The sequence below is a fragment of the Actinomadura luzonensis genome (assembly GCF_022664455.2).
Taxonomy (GTDB): domain Bacteria; phylum Actinomycetota; class Actinomycetes; order Streptosporangiales; family Streptosporangiaceae; genus Nonomuraea; species Nonomuraea luzonensis.
Genome location: NZ_JAKRKC020000002.1, coordinates 973549 through 998549, shown reverse-complemented (window position 1 = coordinate 998549; position 25001 = coordinate 973549). Strand labels below are relative to the sequence as shown.

The 25001-nt window shown below is 72.3% G+C and carries 23 protein-coding genes and 1 pseudogene; 12 read left to right on the top strand and 12 right to left on the bottom strand.

What is annotated here, in order from left to right:
* Positions 1-44 precede the first annotated feature (44 nt).
* The 4 genes from MF672_RS34835 to MF672_RS34820 are packed head-to-tail and all read left to right on the top strand — an operon-like array spanning position 45 to position 2611.
* Complete coding sequence (locus tag MF672_RS34835) at positions 45-668, top strand: hypothetical protein (RefSeq protein WP_242380996.1); 624 nt, start codon at positions 45-47, stop codon at positions 666-668.
* The gene (locus MF672_RS34830) at positions 665-991 is read left to right on the top strand and encodes a transcriptional regulator (protein ID WP_242380997.1); all 327 of its coding nucleotides are present in this window, start codon (positions 665-667) and stop codon (positions 989-991) included. The genes MF672_RS34835 and MF672_RS34830 overlap by 4 nt, the downstream gene beginning before the upstream one ends.
* The gene (locus tag MF672_RS34825; RefSeq protein ID WP_242380998.1) at positions 988-1878 is read left to right on the top strand and encodes an ABC transporter ATP-binding protein; all 891 of its coding nucleotides are present in this window, start codon (positions 988-990) and stop codon (positions 1876-1878) included. Before MF672_RS34830 ends, MF672_RS34825 begins: the two co-directional genes overlap by 4 nt.
* Positions 1871-2611, top strand: coding sequence for an ABC transporter permease (locus tag MF672_RS34820; protein ID WP_242380999.1), 741 nt, complete (start codon positions 1871-1873; stop codon positions 2609-2611). Before MF672_RS34825 ends, MF672_RS34820 begins: the two co-directional genes overlap by 8 nt.
* 68 nt (positions 2612-2679) lie before the next feature.
* Here MF672_RS34820 and MF672_RS34815 read toward each other — a convergent pair whose 3' ends face one another.
* The 6 genes from MF672_RS34815 to MF672_RS34790 all read right to left on the bottom strand — a co-directional run bounded on the left by MF672_RS34815 (position 2680) and on the right by MF672_RS34790 (position 9498).
* Positions 2680-3921: a S1C family serine protease gene (locus MF672_RS34815; RefSeq protein WP_302893328.1), complete on the bottom strand. Its 1242-nt coding sequence runs from the start codon at positions 3919-3921 to the stop codon at positions 2680-2682.
* A gap of 335 nt (positions 3922-4256) precedes the next feature.
* The gene (locus tag MF672_RS34810) at positions 4257-5792 is read right to left on the bottom strand and encodes an AMP-binding protein (protein WP_242381000.1); all 1536 of its coding nucleotides are present in this window, start codon (positions 5790-5792) and stop codon (positions 4257-4259) included.
* A 63-nt stretch (positions 5793-5855) separates the two neighbouring features.
* Positions 5856-6692 carry a MetQ/NlpA family ABC transporter substrate-binding protein gene (locus MF672_RS34805; RefSeq protein WP_242381001.1) on the bottom strand — a complete coding sequence of 279 codons (837 nt, stop codon included), beginning with the start codon at positions 6690-6692 and terminating at the stop codon, positions 5856-5858.
* A gap of 8 nt (positions 6693-6700) precedes the next feature.
* Positions 6701-7357, bottom strand: coding sequence for a methionine ABC transporter permease (locus MF672_RS34800; RefSeq protein WP_242381002.1), 657 nt, complete (start codon positions 7355-7357; stop codon positions 6701-6703).
* Entirely contained in the window at positions 7354-8307 is a 954-nt protein-coding gene (locus tag MF672_RS34795) for a methionine ABC transporter ATP-binding protein (protein WP_242381003.1), read from the bottom strand. The genes MF672_RS34800 and MF672_RS34795 overlap by 4 nt, the downstream gene beginning before the upstream one ends.
* A 399-nt stretch (positions 8308-8706) precedes the next feature.
* On the bottom strand, positions 8707-9498 hold the full coding sequence (locus MF672_RS34790) for an SAM-dependent methyltransferase (RefSeq protein ID WP_242381004.1): 792 nt from the start codon (positions 9496-9498) through the stop codon (positions 8707-8709).
* 40 nt (positions 9499-9538) lie between these two features.
* Here MF672_RS34790 and MF672_RS34785 point away from each other — a divergent pair, with 40 nt between their 5' ends.
* Complete coding sequence (locus MF672_RS34785; protein ID WP_242381005.1) at positions 9539-9973, top strand: MarR family transcriptional regulator; 435 nt, start codon at positions 9539-9541, stop codon at positions 9971-9973.
* A 147-nt stretch (positions 9974-10120) separates the two neighbouring features.
* On the opposite strand, the gene lon is transcribed toward MF672_RS34785, so the two are convergent.
* Positions 10121-12478: an endopeptidase La gene (lon, locus tag MF672_RS34780; protein WP_242381006.1), complete on the bottom strand. Its 2358-nt coding sequence runs from the start codon at positions 12476-12478 to the stop codon at positions 10121-10123.
* Positions 12479-12657: 179 nt separating this feature from the next.
* Between lon and MF672_RS34775 the strand changes: the two genes are divergently transcribed.
* The 4 genes from MF672_RS34775 to MF672_RS34760 all read left to right on the top strand — a co-directional run bounded on the left by MF672_RS34775 (position 12658) and on the right by MF672_RS34760 (position 17524).
* Positions 12658-14229, top strand: coding sequence for a sensor histidine kinase (locus MF672_RS34775; RefSeq protein ID WP_242381022.1), 1572 nt, complete (start codon positions 12658-12660; stop codon positions 14227-14229).
* Between the two features lie 42 nt (positions 14230-14271).
* Entirely contained in the window at positions 14272-14937 is a 666-nt protein-coding gene (locus MF672_RS34770) for a response regulator (RefSeq protein ID WP_242381007.1), read from the top strand.
* A 417-nt stretch (positions 14938-15354) separates the two neighbouring features.
* Positions 15355-16716: a phenylacetate--CoA ligase family protein gene (locus tag MF672_RS34765; protein WP_242381008.1), complete on the top strand. Its 1362-nt coding sequence runs from the start codon at positions 15355-15357 to the stop codon at positions 16714-16716.
* 157 nt (positions 16717-16873) lie between these two features.
* Complete coding sequence (locus MF672_RS34760; protein WP_242381009.1) at positions 16874-17524, top strand: biliverdin-producing heme oxygenase; 651 nt, start codon at positions 16874-16876, stop codon at positions 17522-17524.
* 217 nt (positions 17525-17741) lie between these two features.
* Here the strand turns inward: MF672_RS34760 and MF672_RS34755 are convergent, their stop codons facing one another.
* From MF672_RS34755 to MF672_RS34745, 3 genes and pseudogenes are all read right to left on the bottom strand, one after another.
* On the bottom strand, positions 17742-18008 hold the full coding sequence (locus tag MF672_RS34755) for a hypothetical protein (RefSeq protein WP_242381023.1): 267 nt from the start codon (positions 18006-18008) through the stop codon (positions 17742-17744).
* A 15-nt stretch (positions 18009-18023) separates the two neighbouring features.
* Positions 18024-18200, bottom strand: a complete 177-nt coding sequence (locus tag MF672_RS34750; RefSeq protein ID WP_242381024.1) for an autophagy-related protein 27 — start codon at positions 18198-18200, stop codon at positions 18024-18026.
* Between the two features lie 104 nt (positions 18201-18304).
* Positions 18305-18529 (bottom strand): annotated as a pseudogene (locus MF672_RS34745) (Fic family protein); the annotation flags it as partial.
* A gap of 84 nt (positions 18530-18613) precedes the next feature.
* Between MF672_RS34745 and MF672_RS34740 the strand changes: the two are divergent.
* Positions 18614-19222, top strand: coding sequence for a TetR/AcrR family transcriptional regulator (locus tag MF672_RS34740; RefSeq protein ID WP_242381010.1), 609 nt, complete (start codon positions 18614-18616; stop codon positions 19220-19222).
* A 163-nt stretch (positions 19223-19385) separates the two neighbouring features.
* Complete coding sequence (locus MF672_RS34735) at positions 19386-20780, top strand: MFS transporter (protein ID WP_242381011.1); 1395 nt, start codon at positions 19386-19388, stop codon at positions 20778-20780.
* A 28-nt stretch (positions 20781-20808) separates the two neighbouring features.
* On the opposite strand, the gene MF672_RS34730 is transcribed toward MF672_RS34735, so the two are convergent.
* A complete protein-coding gene (locus MF672_RS34730; protein ID WP_242381012.1) occupies positions 20809-22038 on the bottom strand; it encodes a cytochrome P450 in 1230 nt (409 codons plus the stop codon).
* Positions 22039-22105: 67 nt separating this feature from the next.
* Between MF672_RS34730 and MF672_RS34725 the strand changes: the two genes are divergently transcribed.
* Positions 22106-23488 carry an FG-GAP and VCBS repeat-containing protein gene (locus tag MF672_RS34725; protein WP_242381013.1) on the top strand — a complete coding sequence of 461 codons (1383 nt, stop codon included), beginning with the start codon at positions 22106-22108 and terminating at the stop codon, positions 23486-23488.
* Between the two features lie 24 nt (positions 23489-23512).
* Here the strand turns inward: MF672_RS34725 and MF672_RS34720 are convergent, their stop codons facing one another.
* Positions 23513-24988: a sensor histidine kinase gene (locus tag MF672_RS34720; protein WP_242381014.1), complete on the bottom strand. Its 1476-nt coding sequence runs from the start codon at positions 24986-24988 to the stop codon at positions 23513-23515.
* Positions 24989-25001: the final 13 nt, after the last annotated feature.

The window sequence follows — 25001 nt, the reverse complement described above, 5'->3', positions numbered from 1 at the left end:
TTAGGTTTACGATTCAAACCAGTTTGGACGACCGAGGAGTTTGCATGCTGGAGGACGACGAGCGGGCCCCCACCCCCGAGGAGACGCTCCGCGTCATCGAGGAGCAGCAGGCCGCCGCGGCCCGGCACATCTACGTCGACCCGCTCCTGCTCTACCTGCCGTGGGGCGTCGCCTGGCTGATCGGCTTCACGGCGCTGTTCCTGCACTTCGGCCTGGACGCGCGGCCATACGCGCCGATCAGCCAGCAGCAGGCGGTGCTGGTGCTGACGATCGCCCAGGTCGGCGCGGGCTTCCTGACCTTCTACGGCCTCGGCCGCATGAGCCGGCAGCTCCGCGGCGACACCCGGGCCAAGGGCTCGATGTACGGCTGGGCGTGGTTCGCCGGGATCATGGTGACCGCCGTCCTCGACGTGCGGCTCGCGCCCCTGCTGCCGCCCGAGGAGAGCCACCTGCTGTGGGGCGGCTCCATGCTGACCGTCGTCGCGGTGCTCTACATGGTGGGCGGCGCCCTGTGGTACAGCCGCCAGATGTTCCTGGCCGGCGTCTGGGCCGCCGTCGTCAACGTGGCCGGCGTCCTGCTCGGCGCCGGCTGGCACGCGCTGCTGACCGCGGTGCTGCTGGGCGGCGGGTTCATCGTCGCGGGCCTGTGGTGGAGGCGCCGCTCATGACGGCGGACGGAGCGCTGCCCGAGCTCGACCCGGTGATCCACGCGCAGGCCAGGCTGCGGGTGGTCGCCGCGCTCAACGTCATCGGCGACGGCGACGAGATGACCTTCGGCGCGCTGAAGGACCTGCTCGGCATGACGGCGGGCAACCTGTCGGTGCACCTGACGAAGCTGGAGGAGGCGGAGTACGTCCGCATCACCAAGACCCACAGAGGCCGCACGCCGGTCACGTACGTGGCGCTGACCCGGCGCGGGCGGCTGGCCTTCGAGGACTACACCAGGGCCATCCGCGCCCTGCTCGACCCCACGACGAAAGGAACGACATGACGGTCCTCGCCAGAGCCAGCGAGGTGACCCGCCGCTACGGCGACGTCCTGGCCCTCGACCGCGTCTCGCTCGACATCCGGGCGGGCGAGCTGGTCGGCCTGCTCGGCCCGAACGGCGCCGGCAAGTCCACGCTGATCAGCCTGTTCGCCGGGCTGCGCAGGCCGTCCTCGGGCACGGTGGAGCTGCTCGGCGGCTCCCCGCTCGACCCGGCGCGGCGGCGCGGCATCGGCGTCACGCCGCAGGAGACCGGGCTGCCCGAGACCTTACGCGTCGGCGAGATCGTCGACTTCGTCCGCGCGCACTTCCCCGAGCCGCTGGCGCGGGCGGAGCTGCTGGCCAGGTTCGGGCTGGAGGACCTGGCGCGGCGGCAGGTCGGCGGCCTGTCCGGCGGGCAGCGGCGGCGGCTGGCCGTGGCGCTGGCGTTCGTCGGCCGGCCCCGCCTGGTGTTCCTGGACGAGCCCACGACCGGCCTCGACGTCGAGGCGCGGCGCACGTTGTGGGACGGCATCAGGTCCTTCCACGACGAGGGCGGCACCGTGCTGCTGACCAGCCACTACCTGGAGGAGATCGAGGCCCTGGCCGAGCGGGTCGTGGTCGTCGGCCACGGACGGGTGCTGGCCGACGACACGGTCGCGGCCGTGCGCGACGTGGTGGGCGTGCGCAAGGTGTCCCTCACCGCCGCCGGCCTGCCCGAGCTGCCCGGCGTGCTGAGCGCCGAGCGCCACGACGACGGCCGCGTGGACCTGCTCACCACCGACCCCGACCGGCTGGTCGTCGAGCTGGTGCGGAGCGGCGCCGCGTTCTCCGGCCTGGAGATCAGGCCCACCACCCTGGAGGAAGCCTTCCTCACCCTCACCGCGAACCCCGAGGAGATCGCCCATGTCTAGCCTGGTCGCCGCGCACACCCGCTACCTCCTGCTCGAGGAGATCAGGGTGCCGATAGGGCTGCTGGCCAGCGCGTTGTTCCCGGCCATCTCGATGGTGGCGTTCGTGGTGCCGTTCACCGGGCAGGACCCGGCGCTCGCGACCACGGCCACGGGCGGGCTGATGTTCTTCGGGGCGATGTCGTCGGCGCTCATCGGGCTCGCCATGACGGTGTCGCAGGATCGCGAGCTGCCGTGGAACCCGTACCTGCGCACCCTGCCCGCCGGCCCGCTGCCCCGCTTCGCCGGGCGGATGCTGGCGCGCCTGGCCGTCATGCTGGTGTCGGTGCTGCCGGTGCTCGCGGTCGGCGCGCTGTTCACCGAGGCGACGATCACGCCGGGGCGGCTGGCGCTCGGGCTGGCCGCGCTGGTGGCGGGCAGCGTGCCGTTCATGCTGATGGGGCTGTTCATCGGGTTCACGCTGTCGTCGAAGGCCGCGATGGCGGTCTCGCAGGTGCTGTTCTTCCCGATGGCGATCGTGGGCGGGCTGCTGATGCCGCCGCAGGTGCTGCCGGACTTCATCAACGTCGTCTCGCCGTACGTGCCGACCAGGGGCGCGGCCGAGCTGATCTGGTGGGCCATCGCGGGCACCCGCCCGGACGTGGTGGCGCTGGTCATGCTGGCGGTGTGGACGCTCGCCACCGCGGCGGCCGCGGCCTGGGCCTACCGGCGCGACGAGGGCCGGCGCTTCTCCTGACGATCGGGGGGGTGTGCCGCCGAGTCCGCAGCGATCTCAACGGCACACCCGTCCAAGAGGGGGTCCTGTTATTTCTTCTCGACGAGGGTGACGGTGGCGTCGTGCGCCTGCCCGTCCCTCATATATGTGATCTTGACCGCTTGACCGGGTTTGAAACCTCTGACCTGTCCGACAACCGTATCGCCCCCGTCAACCGCCTTGTCGTTGATTTTGGTGATGACGTCGCCCTGCCGCAGACCGGCCTTCTCGGCGGGGCTTCCGGCGGTGATCTCCCTGATCAGGGCGCCGGGGACGTCGCCGGTCGCGTCCGTCACGCTCACGCCGAGGAAGGCGTGGGTGACCTTGCCGGAGCTGATGAGCTGGTCGGACACCTGCTTGGCGGTGTTGACCGGGATGGCGAAGCCGACGCCGCCGCCCGCCGCCTCGGAGGCGATGGCGGTGTTGATGCCGACGAGCTCGCCGGCCGCGTTGACCAGGGCGCCGCCGGAGTTGCCGGGGTTGATGGAGGCGTCGGTCTGGATGGCGCCGCCGATCGTCGTCGGCTCCTCGCTGGGGGTCTGCTGGTCCTGGCCCCAGCCGGGCGGCACCTGCTGGCGCTGCTCGCCGCCGACGGTGAGCGTGCGGTCGAGCGCGCTGACGATGCCCTTGGTGACGGAGCCGTCCAGGCCGAGCGGGCTGCCGATGGCCAGCACGTCGTCGCCGACCTTGAGCAGGTCGCTGTTGCCGAGCGTGGCCTTGGTGAGCCCGGAGACGCCCTCGGCGCGGATGACGGCGAGGTCGGTGGCCGGGTCGGTGCCGACCACGGTGGCCTTGGCGGTCCTGCCGTCGCTGAACTTGACCGTCATCTGCCCGCCGCCCTGCCCGGCCCCCACGACGACGTGGTTGTTGGTCAGGATGAGGCCGTCCTCCGACAGCACCACGCCGGAGCCCTCACCGGTCTGCCCCTGGATCATCACCACGCTGGGCTGCACCTTCGCCGCCACCTGGGCGACGGTCAGCTCGCTGGAGGTGGTCTTGAAGACGGGGCTGGGCGTGCCGGGGTTGGTGGTGGTCGTGACGGAGACGGGGTCGGGCTGGAACGCGTTGCTGACCAGGCCGCCCACGACGCCGCCGCCGATGGCCGCGGCCGCCAGGGCGAGCCCGGCGACGGCCTTGCCGCCGTAGAAGGGCTTCTTCGGCGGCGCGGGGGGCGGCGGGGGCGGCTGCTCCATGATGATCGTGTCCCGCCGGGGGAAGCCCCCGGCGGCCGGCGGGGTGGTGCCGAACTGGCTCCAACCGGTGCCCTGCTCGCGAGGCTCGTTCGCGTCCATCTGTCATCTCCTCGAGTTCTCTCACCCAAGAGTGCCAAGGGGCGCGTAAGACCTGGTTAAGCCGGTGATCAGAACTCGATGAGAAGGCTGACGACGACCTTATCGGCGCTGGTCGCAACCGCTTCGGCCGCACATTGTAGCGTGCTCGCGCGGGCCTGTCCGGCCGACGCGCGATCTCCCGCCGTCACGGGACCTCGCGCCGCTCCCGCTCCCGGACGCGCTGGACGCGTAACCGGGCGATCTGCGCGCGGCTGGTGACCTTGAGCCGGCTCCTGTCGATCCTGTCCTTCCCCATGATCCCATTGTGCGGCAGGAGCCGGCCGGGCGGCGGGAGGTCAGGAGCGGGCCGGCCAGTACTCGTCGCGGAGCAGCCGCTTGTAGAGCTTGCCGGTCGGGTGCCGGGGCAGCTCGGGCCGGAAGTCGACGGACCTGGGGCACTTGTAGTGGGCCAGCCGGTCCCGGCAGTACGCGATCAGCTCGGCCTCCAGCCCGGGCCCCGCCTCCGCCATGGACACCGGCTCCACCACGGCCTTGACCTGCTCCCCCATCTCCTCGTCCGGCACCCCGAAGACGGCCACGTCGGCGACCTTGGGGTGCACCGAGAGCACGTTCTCGGCCTCCTGCGGGTAGATGTTCACCCCGCCGGAGATGATCATGTACGAGCGGCGGTCGGTCAGGTAGAGGAAGCCGTCCTCGTCCAGGTAGCCGATGTCGCCGAGGGTGGTCCAGCCGCGGCCCTTGGGGTCCTGCGCGGAGCGGGTCTTGGCCGGGTCGCCGTAGTACTCGAAGCGGCCGCCGTTCTCGAAGAAGATGGTGCCGTGCTCGCCGGGCGGGAGGTCGTCGCCGTTCTCGTCACAGATGTGCACGACGCCGAGCAGCGAGCGGCCGACCGTGCCCTTGTGCTTGAGCCAGTCCTCGGGGCCGACGTAGAGGAAGCCGTTGCCCTCGGTGCCGGCGTAGTACTCGTGGATGATCGGGCCCCACCAGTCGATCATCTGCTCCTTGACCGGCACCGGGCAGGGGGCGGCGGCGTGGATGGCGTACCTGAGCGAGGACAGGTCGTAGCGGCGCCGGGTCTCCTCCGGCAGCTTCAGCATCTTGATGAACATGGTCGGCACGAGCTGCGAGTGCGTGACCCTGTGCCGCTCCACCTGCGCCAGGTACTGCTCGGGGTCGAAGCGCTCCATCACCACGACCGTGGCGCCGAGGCGCTGGAAGGTCATGCAGTAGCGCAGCGGCGCGGCGTGGTAGAGGGGCGCGGGCGAGAGGTACACGCTGTCGGCGGACGGGGCGAACAGCGCCTCGATCAGCTTGAACAACATGCCCGGCTCCTCCAGCGGCCCGTGCGGGGCGGGCAGCTTGACGCCCTTGGGGCGGCCGGTGGTGCCGGAGGAGTAGAGCATGTCGGCGCCGGTGCACTCGTCCTCGACGGGGGTGACGGGCCGGTCGGCGACCGCCTCCTCGTACGAGCGGAAGCCCTCGGCGGTGCCGTCGATCATCAGGCGCAGCTCGACCCCTGGCGTGGCGCCGGTGATCGAGGTGGCGACGGGGGCGAGGTCGGCGCTGGAGATGAAGACGCGGGCGCCGCAGTTGTCGACGATGTAGGCCAGCTCGTCGGTCTGCAGCCGGGAGCTGATGGGCGTGTAGTAGAGGCCCGAGCGGTGCGCCGCCCAGGCCACGGCCAGGAAGAGGGGGTGGTTGGCGAGCATGAAGGCGACGTGGTCTCCGGGCCGCAGCCCGGCGTCGCGGAACAGGTGCGCCAGCCGGTTCGACTCCTCGTCCAGCTCGCGGTAGGTGACGATCCGTCCGGAGCCCGCCATGATCACAGCGGGCTTGTCGGGGGTGACGGCTGCGATGGCTCCCGGATGCATGACCCGAACGATATTCGGTAAGCGGGCGGCCCGCCAGCACGCGACGGGTCCGCCCGCCCGCCGTCACTGCGCGGGGATGACCGAGCCCTGGTACTTCTGCTGGATGAACTCCTTGACCTTCGGGTCCCGCAGCAGCTTGCCGAGGGTGACGATGTTGGCGTCCTTCTCGTGGCCGGCCTGCACGACCAGGCCGTTGACGTACGGGTTGCCCTCGGTCTTCTCCAGCGCCAGCGCCTGGCTCGCGGGCTTGAGCCCGGCCTCCAGGGCGTAGTTGCCGTTGATCACGGCGGCGTCCACGTCGTCGAGCGAGCGCGGGAGCTGGGCCGCCTCCAGCGGCTTGAACTGCAGGTTCTTCGGGTTGCCCGTCACGTCGCGCTCGGTGGCGGCGGTGCCGACGCCGTCCTTGAGCGTGACCACGCCGTTGTCGGCGAGCAGCTTGAGCGCCCGGCCGAGGTTGGTGGCGTCGTTGGGCAGCGCGACGGTGGCGCCGCTCGCCAGCGCGGACAGCGCGGTGACCTTCCTGGAGTACAGGCCCAGCGGCTCCAGGTGCACCGGGGTGACGAAGCTCAGCTTGGTGCCCTTGGAGGCGTTGAAGTCGTCCAGGTAGGGCTTGTGCTGGAAGAAGTTGGCGGTGAGCTGCCCCTCGTCGAGCTGCACGTTCGGCTGGACGTAGTCGGTGAACTCGACGACCTCCAGCTTGATCCCGGCGGCGGGGGCCAGGTTCTCCTTGACGAAGTTGAGGATCTCCGCGTGCGGCACGGGGCTGGCGCCCACCTTGAGCACGGTGTCGGCGGACTCGGCGGTCTTGGCGCCGGCCTCGCCCGTCGCGGACTGCGACGTGCCGCATGCGGCGAGCGACAGGGTCAGAGCGACCGCACCCGCGATATAGCGAAATCTCATGATTTTCCTTACTTGTGCGATAGGCGCCGGGCGACCCAGTCGCCCAGGCTCTGCAGCAGTTGCACGATGACGACCAGCAGCACGACGGTGACGATCATCAGCAGCGTCTCGAAGCGCTGGTAGCCGTAGCGGACGGCCAGGTCGCCGAGGCCGCCGCCGCCGAGGGTGCCGGCCATGGCGGAGTAGCCGATCAGCGCGACGACGGTCACGGTGAGCCCCGCGACCAGGCCGGGCAGCGCCTCGGGCAGCAGCACCTTGCGCACGATGGCGGCCCGGCTCGCGCCCATGGCCTGGGCGGCCTGCACGACGTCCGTCCCGACCTCGCGCAGCGCGGTCTCCACCAGGCGGGCGAAGAACGGCACCGCCCCGACGGTGAGCGGCACGACGAAGGCCGCCGTCCCGATGGTGGTGCCGACGACGAGCCGGGTGAACGGGATGATCGCGATCATCAGCACGATGAACGGCAGCGACCGCCCGACGTTGACCACGAACCCCAGCGCCGCCCGCGCGGCGGGCGCCGGCCGCAGCCCGCCCCGGTCGAGCACCACCAGCGCCACCCCCAGCGGCAGCCCGAGCAGCACGGTGAACAGCGTGGACCAGCCCACCATCTGGGCCGTCTCCACCGTCGCCGGCCACAGCAGCGGCAGCATCTCCTCCCAGCTCACGCGGCCTCCTCCACGATCACGCCGGACGCGCGCAGGTGCGCCAGCGCGGCCTCCGCCTCCGCGCCCTCCAGCGCGATCCGCAGCCGGCCGACCGAGCCGCCGGCGAGCTCTTCGATCGAGCCGCCCAGGATGCTGAGGTCCACGTCGAACGCGCGCACGACCTCCGACACCACGGGCCGGCCCGCGTCACCGGCGAACGTCAGCGTCACCGAACCGGCCGGGGCCGGCTCGGGCAGCGGGAAGATCTCCCTGGTCAGCCGGGAGCCGGGGGTCGCGACCAGCTCGGCGATGGTGCCGGACTCCTCGATGCGGCCGCCCGTCATGATGGCGACCGAGTCGCAGACGCTCTTGACCACGTTCATCTCGTGGGTGATGAGCAGGATCGTCAGGCCCAGCTCGGCGTTGAGCCGCTTGAGCAGGGCCAGGATCGACTGCGTGGTGGCCGGGTCGAGCGCGGAGGTGGCCTCGTCCGACAGCAGCACCGACGGGTTGCCGGCCAGCGCCCTGGCGATGCCGACGCGCTGCTTCTGGCCGCCGGAGAGCTGGTGCGGGCGGTGCCCGCCGCGGCCCTCCAGCCCGACCAGCTCCAGCAGCTCGCCGACCCGCCGCTCCCGCTCGGCCTTGGGCACGCCCATGATCTCCAGGGGGAAGGCCACGTTGCCGGCGACCGTGCGCGAGGACAGCAGCGCGAAGTGCTGGTGGATCATGCCGATGCGGCGGCGGGCGCGGTTGAGCTCGGCGTCACGGAGCGCGGTCAGGTCCTGGCCGGCGACGGTGACGGTGCCCGCGTCGGGGCGTTCGAGCAGGTTGACGCAGCGCAGCAGCGTGCTCTTGCCGGCGCCGCTCTGGCCGAGCACGCCGAAGATCTCGCCTTCGCGCACGGTCAGGTCGACGCCGTCGAGCGCGACGACGTCGCCGTACTGTTTGCGCAGGCCGGAAGCCTGGATCATTGGAAGGACCCCACGACTGAGGGCGGCCGGGGCCGCGTGGACGGACATCACCGGAGAAGGGGCCGGTGTCAGCGGGTGCCCGGGTGGAACGGCAGGTGGCTCAGCCTGCGCAGCACGAAAGCGGGTGCGATCATGGTGACCTTCGACATCGAGGGGAACGGGCGGGCGGGTCTCGTCTAACGGGCCGGCATTCGCCCCATACGCATGCGACAACACGTGGCGGCCCGGCGGGCGCCGTGGTCGATCGCGTATGCCTCGTTCACGCCGTTGCTAACGGTCAGGGAAGATTCCCCTATTCCGCACCCTTCGCGTGATCTCCGTCACGCCGGCCGATCCTCAGGACGGCGAGAAGGCCGCCGACCTCGCCTCAGGACGGCGAGGAAGCCGCCCGCACCCGCCTCAGAGCGGCGGGGAACCCGCCGGGCCCTGCCTCAGGGCGGTGAGGAAGCCGCCGGCGCCCTCCCAGCGGCGGCCGTAGCGTTCGGCCAGCTCGGCCCGCCCGACGGTGCGCGGGCGCCAGCCGCGGGCGGCGAGCCAGGCGGGGGCGTCCTCGCCGAGGCCGCCCTTCCACAGCTCGGCCAGCCGGCCCATGGCCGGCCTGGTGCGGGCCGCCGCCATCAGGCGGGCGGCGCCGCCGGCGTCGTGCTCGAAGGCCAGGCTGCTGCCGGGCGCGGCCAGGGCCCCGATCCGGGTCAGCAGCTCCCCCGCCTCCGCCGCGCTCAGGTAGATGAGCAGCCCCTCGGCCAGCCAGGCGGCCGGGACCGCCGGGTCGAACCCGGCCGCGCGCAACGCCGCCGGCCAGTCCTCGCGCAGGTCCACGGGCACGGGGACGCGCTCGCACCGCGGCTCGGCGCCCAGCCGGGCGAGCACGCCGTCCTTGTACGCCAGCAGCTCGGGCAGGTCCAGCTCGAACAGCCGCAGGCCGGGCGGCCAGGGCAGCCGGTAGGCGCGGCTGTCGAGCCCGGCGGCCACCAGCACCACCTGGCTCAGGCCGGCGCCGAGGAGGTGGTCGTCGAAGAAGCGGGTGCGGAAGGCGAGATGGTCGGCGAACAGCTCGCGCACCGGTCCCTCGCCCGTCGCGAACGCCTTGGCGTAGGGGTCGTCGAAGAGCCGGTCGGGCCGCTCGCTCTCCTGCGCGCGGAGGCGGGCCGCGCCGATCGCCGTCCTCGCCACGTCCGGAAGCTCAGTCATATCGGCAACGATACATCGCTAGAGATGTAATATGCCAGGCATGAACATCGCGAGGATGCGCCGGCTGGGCCGGCGGCTGGTGGAGCTGGCCAAGGCGACGGACACCGGAACGGGCCGGCCCGTGCTCACCCCCGGCGAGGAGGCCGTCTTCGTCGACGTGCTGCGGCACCCGGGCAGCGCGGTCCGGGACATCCAGGCCCGCACCGGCTTCGCCCAGAGCCACGTGTCGGCGTCGGTGGCGCGGATGCGCGAGCGCGGCATCCTGGAGACCGGCCAGGACCCGGAGGACGGGCGGCGGACGCAGGTCAAGGTGGCCGACGTCGCCATGCACGCGCTCTTCCGGCGGGCCACCACGCCGGTGGACGAGGTACTGCGCGAGGCGCTGCGCGACCCGGCGGACGCCGGGCGGGCGGTGGCGTTGCTGACAGAGCTGGAGTCCCTGCTGATCACCGACGACTCCCACGGCGAAGGCTGACCCACCGCGAACCCGGCCCCGGAGACCGCCCTCCGGGGCCGCCTCGCCCCTCCCTTGACTCCGCCGCGCCCCCGTCCGCCGACATGCCGCTGCCCGCCGTCCTCCTCGGACGACGGGCAGCTCGGGCACCCATCCCGCTGCTGCGGGTCAGGCCGCGACAGTCGTCTCGACCTGAGCCGGGGCGAGCGCGATGTCCAGGACCTCGCGCACGTCGCTGACCGGGTGGATGGTCAGCTCGTTGCGCACCTCCTCGGGCACGTCGTCCAGGTCCGGCTCGTTGCGGGCCGGGATGAGGACGGTGGTGATGCCCGCCCGGTGCGCGGCCAGCAGCTTCTGCTTGACGCCGCCGATCGGCAGGACCCGCCCGGTCAGCGAGATCTCACCGGTCATGGCCACGTCGCTGCGGACCAGCCGCCCGGACAGCAGCGAGGCCAGCGCGGTCGTCAGCGTCACGCCCGCCGACGGCCCGTCCTTGGGGACGGCGCCCGCCGGGAAGTGCACGTGCACCGACCGGTCCTTCAGCGCGGTGACCGGCAGCTCCAGCTCCGCGCCGTGCGAGCGCAGGTAGGACAGCGCGATCCTGGCCGACTCCTTCATCACGTCGCCGAGCTGGCCGGTGAGCGTGAGCCCGGTCTCGCCGGTCTCCGGGTAGGCCAGCGACGCCTCCACGTACAGGACGTCGCCGCCGGCGCCGGTGACGGCCAGGCCCGTCGCGACGCCCGGCACCGAGGTGCGCTGGACGGTCTCCGGCAGCGACGACTCCGGCACGAACCGCGGCCTGCCGAGGTACTCGACCAGGTCGGCCTCGCCGACGGTGACGGGCAGCTCGTCCTTGGCCGCGACCTTGCGCAGCACCCGGCCGACCGCCCGCTCCAGGGAGCGCACGCCGGCCTCGCGGGTGTACTCGGCGGCGAGCCTGCGCAGCGCGCCCTCCTCGACCACGACCTCCTCGGCCGTCAGTCCGGCCAGCTCCCGCTGACGCGGCAGCAGGTGGTCGCGGGCGATGGCCACCTTCTCGTCCTCGGTGTAGCCGTCGAGGGTGACGATCTCCATGCGGTCCAGCAGCGGGCCGGGGATGGCCTCCAGGACGTTGGCCGTGGCCAGGAAGAGCACGTCCGACAGGTCGAGCTCGACCTCCAGGTAGTGGTCGCGGAAGGTGTGGTTCTGCGCCGGGTCGAGCACCTCCAGCAGCGCGGCCGTCGGGTCGCCGCGGTAGTCGGCGCCGACCTTGTCGACCTCGTCGAGCAGGACGACCGGGTTCATCGAGCCGGCCTCGCGGATCGCGCGGACGATGCGGCCGGGCAGCGCGCCGACGTACGTGCGACGGTGGCCGCGGATCTCCGCCTCGTCGCGGACGCCGCCGAGCGCGACGCGGACGAACTTGCGGCCCATCGCGCGGGCCACGGACTCGCCCAGCGAGGTCTTGCCGACTCCGGGAGGGCCGGCCAGGGCCAGCACGGCGCCGCTGCGCCGGCCGCCGACGACGCCGAGGCCGCGGTCCTGGCGGCGCTTGCGCACGGCCAGGTGCTCGATGATGCGGTCCTTGACGTCCTTCAGGCCGGTGTGGTCCGCGTCGAGCACGGCCCGCGCGCCGGTGATGTCGTAGTTGTCCTCGGTACGGACGTTCCACGGCATGTCGAGGACGGTGTCCAGCCAGGTACGGATCCAACCGGTCTCGGGCGACTGGTCGGGCGTGCGCTCGAGCTTGTCGACCTCCTTGAGCGCGGCCTCGCGCACCTTCTCGGGCAGGTCGGCGGCCTCGACGCGGGACCGGTAGTCCTCCTCCTCGGTCTCGGCGTCGCCGTTGAGCTCCTTGAGCTCCTTGCGGACGGCGGCGAGCTGCTGGCGCAGCAGGAACTCGCGCTGCTGCTTCTCCATGCCCTCCTGGACGTCCTTGCGGATCGTCTCGGCGACGTCCAGCTCGGCGAGGTGGTCGCGGGACCACTCGATCAGCTTGGCCAGCCGGTCGGCGGGGTCGCCGGCCTCCAGCAGCTCGACCTTCTGCGCCGTGGACAGCCAGGGGGTGTAGCCGGAGCTGTCGGCCAGGACCGACGGGTCGTCGATCTGGTTGACCTGGTCGACCACCTGCCAGGCGCCGCGCTTCTGCAAGATCGTGGTGGCCAGGGCCTTGTACTCCTTGGCCAGCTCGTGCGCGCGCTCGCTCGCCGGGACGGCGTCGATCGTGTGCGCCTCGACCCAGAGGGCGGCGCCGGGGCCGGTCGTGCCGGTGCCCACGCGGACGCGGTCCACGCCGCGGACGACCGCGGCGGGCTCGCCGCCCGGCAGCCTCCCGACCTGCTCCACCACGGCGCGGACGCCGATGGCGCCGTAGCGGCCGTCGATGCGGGGAACGAGGAGCACCCGCGGCTTGTTGCCACCGGATGCACGAGCCGCGTCGATGGCAGCGCGCACCTCGGAGTCGGACAGGTCCAGCGGGACCACCATGCCCGGCAGGACCACCTCGTCGTCCAGCGGCAGGACCGGGAGGGTCAAGCTCTCACTCATGCGAACTCCAAAGGGTTGAGTTATACCGACTCAATCAATTGGAGCCTGCTGTTGTTCCCTTCCTTGGTGATGTTCGCTCAGGGCGATCGTAATCATGTAAGCAGTACCTCGGGTTGAGGAACGGAATCAAACCAAGGGGTGACGACGGGCAGGTGCGGCGTCCGTAGCCTTGACCCGTGATGTCCCTCCGGCGGCACCCCCGCAACCCCCCACCACCGCCCACGGACGCCACCCCCACAGCCTCCTCAGCCCCCGACGACGGCACCCCAGGCCCCGACGAACCAGACCTCAACGAACCGGACTCCGGCGCACCGGATTCCAGCGGACCGGGCAGCGACGGGCCGGACAGCGACGGGCCGGGCAGCGACGGGCCGGACTCCGACCAGCCGGGCAGCAACCAGCCGGGGCGCGAGCGGCCAGGCGGCGACCGGCCGAAGGAAGCGCCCCCTTCCCGCTGGCACAAGCTGACCTCGGCGACCATCCGCCCCTTCGCCCTCGCCCTGTTCCGAGGCGACGCCGACCCGCCCCCACCCCGCTCCCGCCGCCTCTCACTCACCGTGCCTCCCTCTCTGACGGGCCTCATCCCGCTTCAGACCGTCAGCCTCGTGCAGCTGGCGGAGCTGGCACTGGCCCTGGCGATGTTCGGCGCCACGCAGTCGATGGTGCTCGACTTGATCCTGCGAGGCTCGGTCCCCTCGTCCGGCCCTGGCCCGATCGCGGAGCTGTTCGCCTACGTCAACGCCGTCGCGGCCGCCCTGCCGATCGCGCTGCGCGACCGCTGGCCCCTCGCCGCCTGGCGGACGGCGTTCGCGCTGCTGCCCGTCGCCCTGTGGACCAGCATCCGGGCGGGCGCCAACGATCCGCCGTACTCGGCGCCCACGGTCCTGTCCTACCTGCTCGTGCTCTACTCGGTCGCCGTACGCTGCGACCGGCGGATCACGCTGGCGGTCTGGGTCCTCACGGTGCTGACGGCGTGGATCGTGCAGCCCGACTCGATGGTGATCGTCACGGTCGCGGTGACCGTGGTCGTGCTGTTCGGCCACAACGTGCGGGTGCGGCGCACCGCCACCTCCCGCCTCGCCGAGGAGGAGCGGCGCAGCCGGCTCGCACAGGACGCGCAGGCGGCGCTGCAGGAGCGCGCCCGCATCGCCCGCGAGCTGCACGACGTGGTCGCCCACCACATGTCGGTGATCGCGATCCAGGCGGAGGCCGTCCCGCTCAAGGCCAAGGGCGACCCGGCGCAGCTGGAGGCGGGCCTGGCGGAGATCAGGCACCTGTCGCTGGAGGCCATCGCCGAGCTGCGGCAGGTGCTGGGGGTCCTGCGCGACGGGGAGGGCCGTGCCGAGACCACGCCGCAGCCGGGGCTCGGCCGCGTCGACGAGCTGGTCGCCAACGCCCGCTCCGCCGGGCTGGCCGTTGTCGTCAAACGGTCGGGCCCGCTGGACGGGCTCGGCCCGGCGGTGGGGCTGTCGGCGTACCGGATCGTCCAGGAGTCGCTGAGCAACGTCATGCGGCACGCACCCGGCGCGGCCGTGGCCATCGAGCTCGCCCGTGAGGGCGAGGAGCTGCGGTTACGCGTCGCCAACGGCCCAGGAACGGCGCCGGGCGGCCCGCCGGGCGCCGGGCAGGGCCTGGTGGGCATGCGCGAACGGGCGGCCCTGCTGGGCGGCGCCCTGGAGGCGGGCCCGGCGCCGGGTGGAGGGTTCGAGGTGAGAGCGAGACTCCCCGTCACGGAGGAGTCTTCACGATGACGACGAAGCTTGCACGGCCTGACCGGGAAGAGGGAGGCGCGGGTGATCCGCGTGTTGATCGCTGACGACCAGGGCATGGTGCGCACCGGGTTCACGGTGTTCCTGAGCGGGCAGCCGGACATCGAGGTCGTGGGCGAGGCGGCCGACGGCCGGGAGGCCGTCCGCCGCGCGGCCGAACTCGCCCCGGACGTCGTGCTCATGGACGTGCGGATGCCGGTCATGAACGGCCTTGAGGCCACCAGGGAGCTGTTGTCGAGCCGCGCGCGGTCCGCGCCGAAAGTGCTGATCCTGACGACGTTCGACCTCGACGACTACGTGTACGAGGCGCTGCGCGCGGGAGCGAGCGGCTTCCTGCTGAAGGACGCCTCGGCGGCGCAGCTCGCCGAGGCGGTGCGGGTGGTGGCGGCCGGCGACGCGTTGCTCGCCCCGCAGATCACCAGGCGGCTGATCCACGAGTTCGCCCGCCTGGGCGCACCGCGCCCGACGGCGGCCGGGCGCAGGCTGGCCGAGCTGACCGAGCGGGAGACGGAAGTGCTCACGCTGGTCGCACAGGCACTGTCCAACCAGGAGATCGCCGGCAAGCTCTTCGTGGCCGAGCAGACGGTGAAGACGCATGTGGGGCGCGTGCTGATGAAGCTGGGGCTGCGTGACCGAGCACAGGCCATCGTCTGGGCGTACGAGAACGGCCTGGTGCGCCCCGGCGAATGACCGTCCGGAGCCGACAGCAGCCAACGGAGGCGGAGCGCAGTACGACGGGACACACCGAACGGCGGTGAGCGCCAACGGCGATGTTGAGCGCCGTAAGCCGGGCCGTGGCACCCAGGCCGCCGGGACGACGGGACGACGGGACGACGGCCGGGCCATGCCCCCGGACCGGGGCTTGTCAGCCGGACAAGGCCCCGGAATCCCACACCGCCGCTGGGCAGTGGGAAATCCAGCTGGGGCCGTCGGAAGCCCAGCCAGGACAGACGGAAGCCCGGCCGGAGCAATGGGGAATCCGGTCGAAGCAGTGAGTGGGCCGACGCGATGGGGAGCGTGAGGTGGGCGGTCGGGAGCGTGAGAGAGAGGTGGGAGCTCGCGGTGGAGGTGGGTGCGGGGTGGGAGGAGGGGTCGTACAGTCGGCTGATGGATCCGGTTGAGCTCTTCCACCACGTGGCGACAACGGTCCCCGCCTACGGCGCGTTCCTCGCCGAGCACGGCGTCGACCCCGCCCGCGTCCGGACGCTGCAGGACTTCCGGCGCCTGCCGATGACCACGAAGGACGGCTACGTCCGCCGCCACCCGCTGCCCGACCTGTGCCGGGACGGCGTGATCGGCGACATGATCGCCGTGTCGTCCGGTTCGACCGGTGTCCCGTCGTTCTGGCCGCGTTCGGCGTCCGACGAGCGGGTCATCGCCGCGCGCTTCGAGGAGGTCTTCCGCGACTCCTTCGCCGCCGCCGAACGCCGTACGCTCGCCGTGGTCTGCTTCGCCCTCGGCACCTGGGTGGGCGGCCTGTTCACCGTGAACTGCTGCCGCCACCTGGCCGAGCGCGGCTACCCGATCACGGTCGTCGCGCCCGGCACCGACCGCAGGGAGATCGCCCGGGTGCTGCCCGAGCTGGCTCCGCACTTCGACCAGGTCGTCCTGCTCGGCTATCCGCCGTTCCTGAAGAACGTCGTCGACACCGAGGACCTGCCCTGGCCTGAGTGGAACCTCAAGCTGGTCACGGCGGGCGAGGTCTTCAGCGAGGAGTGGCGCACGCTGGTGTGCGAGCGCGCCGGCATCGCCGACCCGCTGCGCGGGATCGCCTCCCTGTACGGCACCGCCGACGCGGGTGTCCTCGGCAACGAGACCCCGCTGTCGGTCGAGTTGCGCCGTTTCCTGGCGGCCCGTCCCGATGTGGCGAGGGAGCTGTTCGGCGAGTCCCGGCTGCCGTCCCTCCTCCAGTACGACCCGCAGGTGCGCTTCTTCGAGGAGCACGAGGGCACGCTGCTGTTCTCCGGCGACAACGGCATTCCGCTCATCCGCTATCACATCGCCGACCAGGGCGGCGTGCTCCCGTACGCGCGCATGCTCGGCTTCGCCCGCGACCACGGGTTCGAGCCGTCGGCGCCCGGCGCCGAGCGGCCCTTCGTGTACGTCTTCGGCCGCAGCCACTTCACGGTCTCCTACTACGGCGCGAACGTGTACCCGGAGAACATCGCGGTGGGCCTGGAGCAGCCGGAGGTGGCGGGGGCGGTGACCGGCAAGTTCGTCGTGGAGGTGGCGGAGGACGCCCGCCGCGACCGGCATCTGACCGTCACCGTGGAGCTGATGCCGGGCGAGAAGCCGTCCGACGAGGTCGCGCAGGCCGTCGGCCAGTCGATCCTGGCCCAGCTCCTGCGTCTGAACAGCGAGTTCGCCGCGTACGTGCCGGCGCCCCAGCAGATGCCGTTCGTCCGGCTGCGCGAGAGCGGCGACCCGGAGTACTTCCCGCCGGGCGCCAAGCACCGCTACACCCGCTGACCGCTCCGCCACCGGATCGCCCCAGCTAGTGACCACGTCAGCGGGTACAGGGAGAGGGAGGTAGGTTTTGATGACATGGTGTCATCAAAGGGTTGACGTGTTATCCGCGTGTTTGTGACACTTCGTCATGAAAGTACTGTGCGATTGAGGGTGGACCGTGACAACGCCGTTCTCCGAAACCTTGAAGAACGCCACCTGGGGAGACCACCAGTCAGCGGAGTCCGAGGGCTACCTCAGCGAGCTCATGGCCGGCCGCCTGACGGAGCACGAATACGGCGAGATGGTGGCCCAGCACTACTTCGCGTACGTCGCCCTCGACGGTGTGTCCCGCGCCCTGGCCGACCACCCGGTCGCCGGCGCGTTCGTCTTCCCCGAGCTGTACCGCGAGCCCGCGCTGGAACGTGACCTGTCGACCATCTACGGCCCGTCCTGGCGTGACCGCATAAGCCCTTCCAAGTCCACGCGCACCCTCGTGGCCCGCATCCAGCAGGTGGCCGACTGGCCCTGCGGCTACGTCGCCCACCACTACACCCGCTACCTCGGCGACCTGTCCGGCGGCCAGTTCATCCGCATGGAGCTCCAGAAGATCTACGGCTACGGCAAGGGCGGCGGCGTCGACTTCTACTTCTTCGACGAGCTGGGCAGCCTCCCCCGCTTCAAGAACGAGTACCGCGCCCGCCTGGACACCCTCGGCCTCGACCTGGACGAGCGCGAACGCCGCCGGATGATCCGCGAGGTCAAGCTGGCGTACCAGCTCAACACGGAAGTCCTGACCGAACTGCTGCACGTCGTCCGGACCGCCGCCTGACGCATCCACGACCCCCGGGTGAGCGGCCCGCGCCCGATCGGGCGGCGGTATGCGACAAGCAGCCGGCAGTCGCGGGCAGGACAGGGCGTACGGGACCGGGCGTACGGGACATCCCTGGGCGTGGCACTGGCCTGAGCCGACGCCCGGCCGTGCTTGCCAGGTGCCGCGTCATCGGTCCTACGGGAATCGGGGCGGCGAGGCAGCGCGGCGCTGGTCGCTACAGCTCGCGGTACGGGTCCCGCAGGGGTGTGACGCGCTCGGCGAACTCGGCTTTGAGCCGGCCCAGCCGCGGCCGCCCCGCCTCGTAGTGACGGCCCTTCGTCTCGCCGTACGGCTGGAGCCATCGCGTGGCGGTGAGGTCGCGCAGGTCGCGGGCCGCCTGGCCTTGGCTCAGGTCCTCGTCGGCATGGTAGCGGCTGCGACGCAGGCGGCGGCTGACGAACGCCTCGTACAAGGCGCGCGTGTTGAGCCCGTCGCCGTCCACCTGCTCCTCCAGCAGTCACCAGATCTCCCCCGCCTCCGACAACCGGCGCCGGACCCTCTGCGCCTGCAGGTGATGCGCCTTGAGACAGAAGCGCACCCAGTCGAGCGTGTCGCCGTGGGGATCCCACCCCCGGCCGCCCACCGCGCCGAGGACGTCGTAGTACTCGATCGTGGTGCGCTGCTCCCCAGCCATTCCTCGATGGAGGAGAACTCCGGTGTCAGGATCTGGTCACGGCCGAGGATGAGGGTCTGCAGCGCGCGCGACATGCGGCCGTTCCCGTCCCGCCATGGGTGGATGCTCACCAGGTTGAAGTGCGCCATCGCGGCCCGCACGTAACTCGGCGCGTCGAGGTCGCCTTCGTTGAGCCAGCCGACCAGTTCGTCCATGAGGGCGGGTACGGCTTCGGCGTCGGGCCCCTCGTAGACCACGGCCCCCGACGACGCGTCCCGGACATGGATGCTGCCAGGCCGCACTTTGAGCACGCCGAGGTCGTAGCGGAAGGCAGGCGCCGCATGGCTCATGTAAGCACGGCCGGAGCATCCACCTGGATCTGTCCAGTGGATCGGTGACCGCGGCGTGGAGGGGGGCGGGCCTACCATGGGCTTATGCCCCGGATCTCGGCCGCCACCATCGGTGAGCATCGTGCTCAGACGCGCGACCGCATCCTCCAGGCCGTCGCGCGCCTGTCCAGGACACAGGGCATCGACGCGATCTCCATGACCGACGTCGCGGGCGAGGCCGGCATCACCCGTACCGTGCTGTACAACTACTTCCCGGACAAGGCGGCGCTGCTGCTGGCGTTCACCGAGCAGGTGACGCGTTACTTCATCGACAGCTTGGAGCGGGAGCTGCCCGGGGACGCCGCGCCGGCCGATCGGCTGCGGGGGTACGTGCGGCTGCAGCTCGAAGGGCTGCTGGCGCACCCGCATCCGGGGGCGGCCGATCTCAGCGCGGCGCTCGGGCCGGACGCCTACCAGCAGCTCGCCGAGCACGTCGCGCCCATGCAGCGGGTGCTGGTGGCGATCCTAGAGAGCGGGGCCGCCGCGGGGGACTTCCGGGTGGTGGACGTGGCGGCCACGGCGCGGATGATCCTGGCGGTGATCGGGGCGGAGCGGGTGCCGCTGATCAGCGGGAACGTGTCGGTCGAGGAGGCGGCGGGGCTGGTGAGCGACTTCGTGCTGCGGGCGCTCGGCAGCCGGTCGGCGGCGGACTGAGCCAGGTCGCAGGTCGCCACCCGGCAGTCGCCCGGGCAGTGAGCCGGCCCGTCGGCCCGTCGGCCCGTCGGCCCGTCGGCCCGTCGGCCGTCGGCGAGTCGCAGCGGGTGGGTGGCGGGGGTGGGTGATCGTCAGGGGTGGGGGTGGTGACAGGATTGGGCGCATGACGTCCGATTTGGGGGGACATCTGGCGCTCGGGTCGGCGCGCGGCCGGTGGGTGCTGCTCGCGACCGTGCTCGGCTCCGGGCTGGCCCTGCTCGACAGCACCGTCGTCAACGTCGCGCTGCCGTTCCTGGGGCGCGAGCTGGACGCGGGCATGGACGGGCTGCAGTGGACGGTCAACGCCTACACGTTGACGCTGGCGGGGCTGATCCTGCTGGGCGGCTCGCTCGGCGACCGGTACGGGCGGCGCAACGTCTTCGTCATCGGCACGGTTTGGTTCGCCGTGGCCTCGGCGCTGTGCGGCCTGTCGCCGAACATCGAGTTCCTGATCGCCGCCCGCGCGCTCCAGGGCGTCGGCGGCGCGCTGCTGACGCCGGGCTCGCTGGCGATCATCCAGGCGTCGTTCGCGCGCGAGGACCGGCCGAAGGCGGTCGGGGCGTGGTCGGGGCTCGGCGGGGTGGCCAGCGCGGCGGGGCCGCTGCTCGGCGGCTGGCTGGTGCAGAGCGTGGGCTGGCGGTGGGCGTTCCTGGTCAACCTGCCGTTCGCGGCGCTCGTGGTGCTCGTGGCGCTGCGGCACGTGCCGGAGAGCAGGGACGAGCAGGCGGCCGGCCGGTTCGACGTGCTGGGCTCGGCGCTGGCGGCCCTGGCGCTGGCGGGCATCACGTACGGGCTGATCCAGAAGGGCGCGCCGCTGCCGCTGGCGGCCGGGCTGGTGCTGGCGGCGGCGTTCGTGGCGGTCGAGGTGCGCCGCTCGCCGGAGGCGCTGGTGCCGGTCGGGCTGTTCAGGAACCACGTGTTCACGGCCGTCAACGTCGTGACGCTCGTCATGTACGCCGCCATGGGCGTGGTGTTCTTCCTGCTGGTCGTGCAGTTGCAGGTGGTGTCGGGCTTCTCGCCGATCGCGGCGGGGCTGGCGATGTTGCCGGCCACGGTGCTGATGCTGCTGCTGTCGGCGAAGGCCGGGGACGTCGCCAAGCGGTACGGCCCCCGCTGGCCGATGACGCTCGGCATCCTGCTGGCGGGGGCGGGGTTCGTGGCGATGAGCACGATCGGGTTCGGCGCGTCGTACCCGCTGCAGGTGCTGCCGGCGGTGACCTTGTTCGGGCTCGGGCTGTCGGCGGCGGTGGCGCCGCTGACGGCGACCGTGCTGGCCACCGCCGACGAGCGGTACGCGGGGACCGCCAGCGGCGTCAACAACGCGGTGGCCCGCACCGGCGGCCTGCTGGCGGTGGCCGCCGTGCCGCCGCTGGTGGGGCTGGTGGGCGAGGCGTTCGAGAACCCGCCGGTGTTCGACGCGGGCTTCCGCAGCGCGATGCTGGTCAGCGCGGCGATGATGGCGGTGTCGGCGCTGGTCACGTTCCTCACCATCAGGACGAACGTGCTCGCCGCGGACTGACCGCCGGGTCGCGGCGGGGGGCGCGTCGTCAGAAGGTGAAGGGCTGGCTGCGGACGCTGTTGTCGAAGTTGGACAGCAGCAGCTCCGGCTCGCCCACCGAGCGGATCTCCGGCAGCCGGGTCAGCAGCTCGCGGAACATGGTGCGCATCTCCTGCCGCGCGAGGTTTGCGCCGAGGCAGAAGTGCGGCCCGGGGCCGCCGAAGCCGACGTGCGGCTTGGTCTCGCGGGTGATGTCGAAGGTGTCGGCGTGGGGGAAGACCGACTCGTCCCGGTTGGCGGAGCCGTAGAAGAGCACGACCTTGTCGCCCTTCTTCAGCTCCAGCCCGCGCAGCGTGTAGTCCTCGGTGACCGTGCGGCGGAACTGCATGATCGGCGAGACGTAGCGGACCATCTCCTCGATGGTGTTGCCGATGTGCGCGTCGAAGTCGCTCATCAGCAGCTCGCGCTGCGCCGGGTTGTCGGTGAGGAGCTTGATGCCGTGGGCCATGGTGTTGCGCGCGGTCTCGTTGCCCGCCACGAGCAGCAGCGAGAAGAACGAGCCGAGCTCCTTGTCGGTCAGCTTCTCGCCGTCGACGTTGGCGTTGACCAGCAGCGAGACGAGGTCGCCCGTGGGCTCGGCGACGCGCTCGTGGCCGAGCTTGATCACCATGCGCTGGAGGGCGAGCAGGGCCAGCATGTTCTGGCCGGCCATCTGGACGCTGCGGGCCAGGCTGGGGCGCACGCCGGTGTAGGCGGTGGAGATGTCGACGTGCTGGTGGACCTTCTCCCGCAACTCCTGCGGAATGTTCAGCATGTCGCAGATGACGTGGATGGGCAGGCGGGCGGCGACCTGCTGGACGAAGTCGCGGGGGCCGTCCCTGACGACGTCGTCGACGATGCGGGCGCAGGCGGCCTCGATGTCGCTCTGCAGCCCGGCCAGCATCTTCGGGCTGAACGAGCGGGTCACGATGCGGCGCAGCCGGGCGTGGCGCGGGTCGTCCATGTTGACCATCGACTCGCCGAACACCTGCTTCACCCAGCCGGGCGGCTCGGGATTGGTGACCGCGGGCTCGCTGGAGAAGACCTTGGCGTTGCGGCTGGCCTCGACCACGTCGGCGTGCCGCACCAGGGCGTAGAAGCCCTTGCCCGAGCGCAGGAAGGGCACTTTCTTCTCCGGGAAGAACACCGGATGCTCCAGCTGCCGGAGCCGGGCGAACGCCTCGTTGCGCTCCTTGAGCGGTCTGCGCCAGAAGTCCAAGTCCGCGAGGTCGATGTCCACCCGACTATCCTGGCACGTTCCCGCGGCGTTAAATCCAGGTTCGCACCGGGCGGACATCACTAGCGGTATGAACGCGCTGCTCGCCGCCTGCCTGGTCCTCCCCCTCACCGCCGACCCGCTCGCCGGCGGCGCCGCCCGCTCGTGCGGCGGGCACCCGCTCGACTTCGACGGCGACGGCCGCGCGGACCTCGCCGTCGCCGCCCCCTACGACCGCGACCGGGCCGGCTCGGTGACCGTCATGTACGGCTCCGGCGTCAGGGCTACCCTTACGCAGGGTGAGGGCGCGGAGCCGGGCGACTCCTTCGGCTCCGCCCTCGCCGTCGGCGACTTCGACGGGGACGAGTGCGCCGACCTCGCCGTCGGGGTGTCGGAGGAGTTCACCGGCGAGCGCGTCCCGGGAGGCGACGGCAACGGCGTCGTCCAGCTCTTCCGCGGCACCACCGGCGGCCTGGTCAAGGGCGAGGAGCTGCGGCTCGCCAAGCCGTCCAGCGACCGGTTCGGGGCCGCGCTCACCGCCGGGGACCTCGACGGCGACGGCAAGGACGAGCTGGTCGTCGGCGCGCCCAGCCAGCGCTCCGGCGGCTCGGTCACGGTGTACTGGATGAAGGGCCGCAAGCCGTACCAGATCACCCAGAAGACCTCGTGGGTGCGGCAGAGCGCGCACGTCACCGACCAGTGGGGCGCCGCGCTCGCCACCGGCGACTTCGACGGCGACGGCAAGGACGAGCTGGTCGTCGGCGCCCCCGCCGACAGCGTCACGCAGGACGGCCAGGGCTCGGTCACGGTGCTGGACGTGCGCGCCCGCCGCTCCAGGCAGCTCACCCAGAGCAGCCCCGGCATCAAGGGCGCCGCCGAGAAGTGGGACGCCTTCGGCGCCGCGCTCGCCACCGGCGACTTCAACGGCGACGGCCGCGCCGACCTCGCCATCGGCGTCCCGGGCGAGGGCCTGAGCGCGAACCAGCGGGCCATGGACTACGGCGACGGCACGGTGGACGTCCTGTACGGCTCCCGCGCCGGCCTGCGTACCGGCCGGAGCGAGGCGTGGTCGCAGAACACCCTGGAGGGCAGGCCCCGCTACTACGACCGCTTCGGCGCGGCGCTGGCCGCCGGCGACTTCAACGGCGACGGCCGCGACGAGCTGGCGATCGGCGTGCCCGGCGAGCGCGCCGTGCAGGTGCTCGCGGGCCGCGCCGCCGGCGGGCTGACCCGCGAGGGCAACCTGCTGCTCAAGGGCTCGGGACGCGACTTCGGGGCCGCGCTGGCGGCGCTGCCCGGCGGCGGGCGCTTCCGCACCCTGGAGCGGGGCCGGCCGCTCGACGGGCTCGTGGTGGCCGCGCCCGACCAGGGGCTGGTGCTGTACGCGCCGGGCTCGCGCCAGGCGGGGCTGCGGCTCGGCAGGATCCGCGAGCTGGCCAAGGGCACCGGCCTGTACGGCTACGCCTTCGGCTGACCCCCATCACCAGGCCCGTGGCGGCTACGTGACGGGCTCGCGCGCCGGCGGGTCCACCGGCAGGATCACCCGGAACAGCGCCCCCTTGCCCGGCTCGCTCTCGGCCACGATCACCCCGCCGTGCGCCTCCACCAGCGTCGCCGCGATGGACAGCCCGAGCCCCGACCCGCCCGTGCTGCGCGCCGGATCGGCCCGGTAGAACCGCTCGAACACCCGCTCGGCCACCTCGGGCGGGAACCCGGGCCCCTCGTCGGCGACCTCCACCACGGCCTGGTCGCCGTCCAGCCCGACGCGCACCTGGAACGGCGTGCCCGCGGGCGTGTGGGTGAGCGCGTTGGTGACGAGGTTGCCCAGCACCTGCGCCAGGCGCGTCTCGTCCCCGGTCACGAGCACGTCGCCGTCCCCGTCGAACAGCCGCACCAGCTCGATACGCCGCTCCGGCGCCAGCGTCTGGGCGTCGATGACCGCGGTGGCGGCCAGGCTGAGCAGGTCGACCGGCCGGGTGGCCAGCGCGCGCCGCTGGTCGAGGCGGGCCAGCAGCAGCATGTCCTCCACCAGCAGGCCCATCCGGGCCGCCTGCCCCTCGATGCGGCCGAGCAGCCGCACCGCCTCCTCCAGGTCCTTCTCCTCCGCCAGCCGGTACAGCTCGGCGAACCCCCTGATCGAGGTCAGCGGCGTGCGCAGCTCGTGCGAGGCGTCGGCCATGAAGCGGCGCATCAGCTCCTCCGAGCGGCGGGCCGCGGTCGCGGAGCGGCGGGCCGACTCGGCGGCCTCCTCGCGCTCGCGCACGGCGTCCTCGATGCGGGCCAGCATGGTGTTGAGCGAACGGCCGAGCTTGCCGACCTCCGTGGTGCCGGGCCAGAGGGGGACGCGGCGCGACAGGTCGCCGCCCGCGATGTCGTTGGCGGTGCGGGAGATCTCCTGCAGCGGACGCAGGCTGCGGCGCACCAGCCACCAGCAGGCGAAGCCGAGCACCACGACGGTGCCGCCGCCGCCCACCGCCACGATGAGGGCGAGCTGGGAGACGGTGTCGTCCACGTCGCCCAGGTTGATGGCGACCACCCGGCTCTCGTTCTCGCGCCCGGGGACGGCGACGACCCGCCAGCTCGGGCCGCCGGGGTCGCGCGACTCGACGGTGAACGGCCGGCCCCGCAGCGCGGCCACGTCGCCGGCGGCCAGCCGGGGCAGGGCGGGCGTGTGCGCGGCCGTCGACTCGCTGAGCGTGCGGATCGGGACGCCGTTCGCGTCCAGCACCACGACGTGGAACAGGCCGAGGAAACGTTGCGGGCGGCTGCCCACGGGCCGCGGCTCGGGCGGCGGCGGCGGTGTGTCGCGCGGCCCGGTGGCGGCGTGGAGCTGCTGGTCCACCCGCTCGACGAGGTAGCCGCGCAGCAGCCGCACGGCGAACAGGCCGGTCAGCGTGATCGCCAGCGTGACCAGCAGCAGGGTCGCCGACACCAGCCTGGCCCACAGCGGCGTCCTGGCCAGGTGCTTGCGCACGCCGCGCACCCAG

Coding starts and splice junctions, on each gene's coding strand:
- MF672_RS34835 (WP_242380996.1), top strand. CDS start 45: ATGCTGGAGGACGACGAGCGGGCCCCCACCCCCGAGGAGACGCTCCGC.
- MF672_RS34830 (WP_242380997.1), top strand. CDS start 665: ATGACGGCGGACGGAGCGCTGCCCGAGCTCGACCCGGTGATCCACGCG.
- MF672_RS34825 (WP_242380998.1), top strand. CDS start 988: ATGACGGTCCTCGCCAGAGCCAGCGAGGTGACCCGCCGCTACGGCGAC.
- MF672_RS34820 (WP_242380999.1), top strand. CDS start 1,871: ATGTCTAGCCTGGTCGCCGCGCACACCCGCTACCTCCTGCTCGAGGAG.
- MF672_RS34815 (WP_302893328.1), bottom strand. CDS start 3,921: ATGGACGCGAACGAGCCTCGCGAGCAGGGCACCGGTTGGAGCCAGTTC.
- MF672_RS34810 (WP_242381000.1), bottom strand. CDS start 5,792: ATGCATCCGGGAGCCATCGCAGCCGTCACCCCCGACAAGCCCGCTGTG.
- MF672_RS34805 (WP_242381001.1), bottom strand. CDS start 6,692: ATGAGATTTCGCTATATCGCGGGTGCGGTCGCTCTGACCCTGTCGCTC.
- MF672_RS34795 (WP_242381003.1), bottom strand. CDS start 8,307: ATGATCCAGGCTTCCGGCCTGCGCAAACAGTACGGCGACGTCGTCGCG.
- MF672_RS34790 (WP_242381004.1), bottom strand. CDS start 9,498: ATGACTGAGCTTCCGGACGTGGCGAGGACGGCGATCGGCGCGGCCCGC.
- MF672_RS34785 (WP_242381005.1), top strand. CDS start 9,539: ATGAACATCGCGAGGATGCGCCGGCTGGGCCGGCGGCTGGTGGAGCTG.
- lon (WP_242381006.1), bottom strand. CDS start 12,478: ATGAGTGAGAGCTTGACCCTCCCGGTCCTGCCGCTGGACGACGAGGTG.
- MF672_RS34775 (WP_242381022.1), top strand. CDS start 12,658: ATGTCCCTCCGGCGGCACCCCCGCAACCCCCCACCACCGCCCACGGAC.
- MF672_RS34765 (WP_242381008.1), top strand. CDS start 15,355: ATGGATCCGGTTGAGCTCTTCCACCACGTGGCGACAACGGTCCCCGCC.
- MF672_RS34750 (WP_242381024.1), bottom strand. CDS start 18,200: ATGGCTGGGGAGCAGCGCACCACGATCGAGTACTACGACGTCCTCGGC.
- MF672_RS34740 (WP_242381010.1), top strand. CDS start 18,614: ATGCCCCGGATCTCGGCCGCCACCATCGGTGAGCATCGTGCTCAGACG.
- MF672_RS34735 (WP_242381011.1), top strand. CDS start 19,386: ATGACGTCCGATTTGGGGGGACATCTGGCGCTCGGGTCGGCGCGCGGC.
- MF672_RS34725 (WP_242381013.1), top strand. CDS start 22,106: ATGAACGCGCTGCTCGCCGCCTGCCTGGTCCTCCCCCTCACCGCCGAC.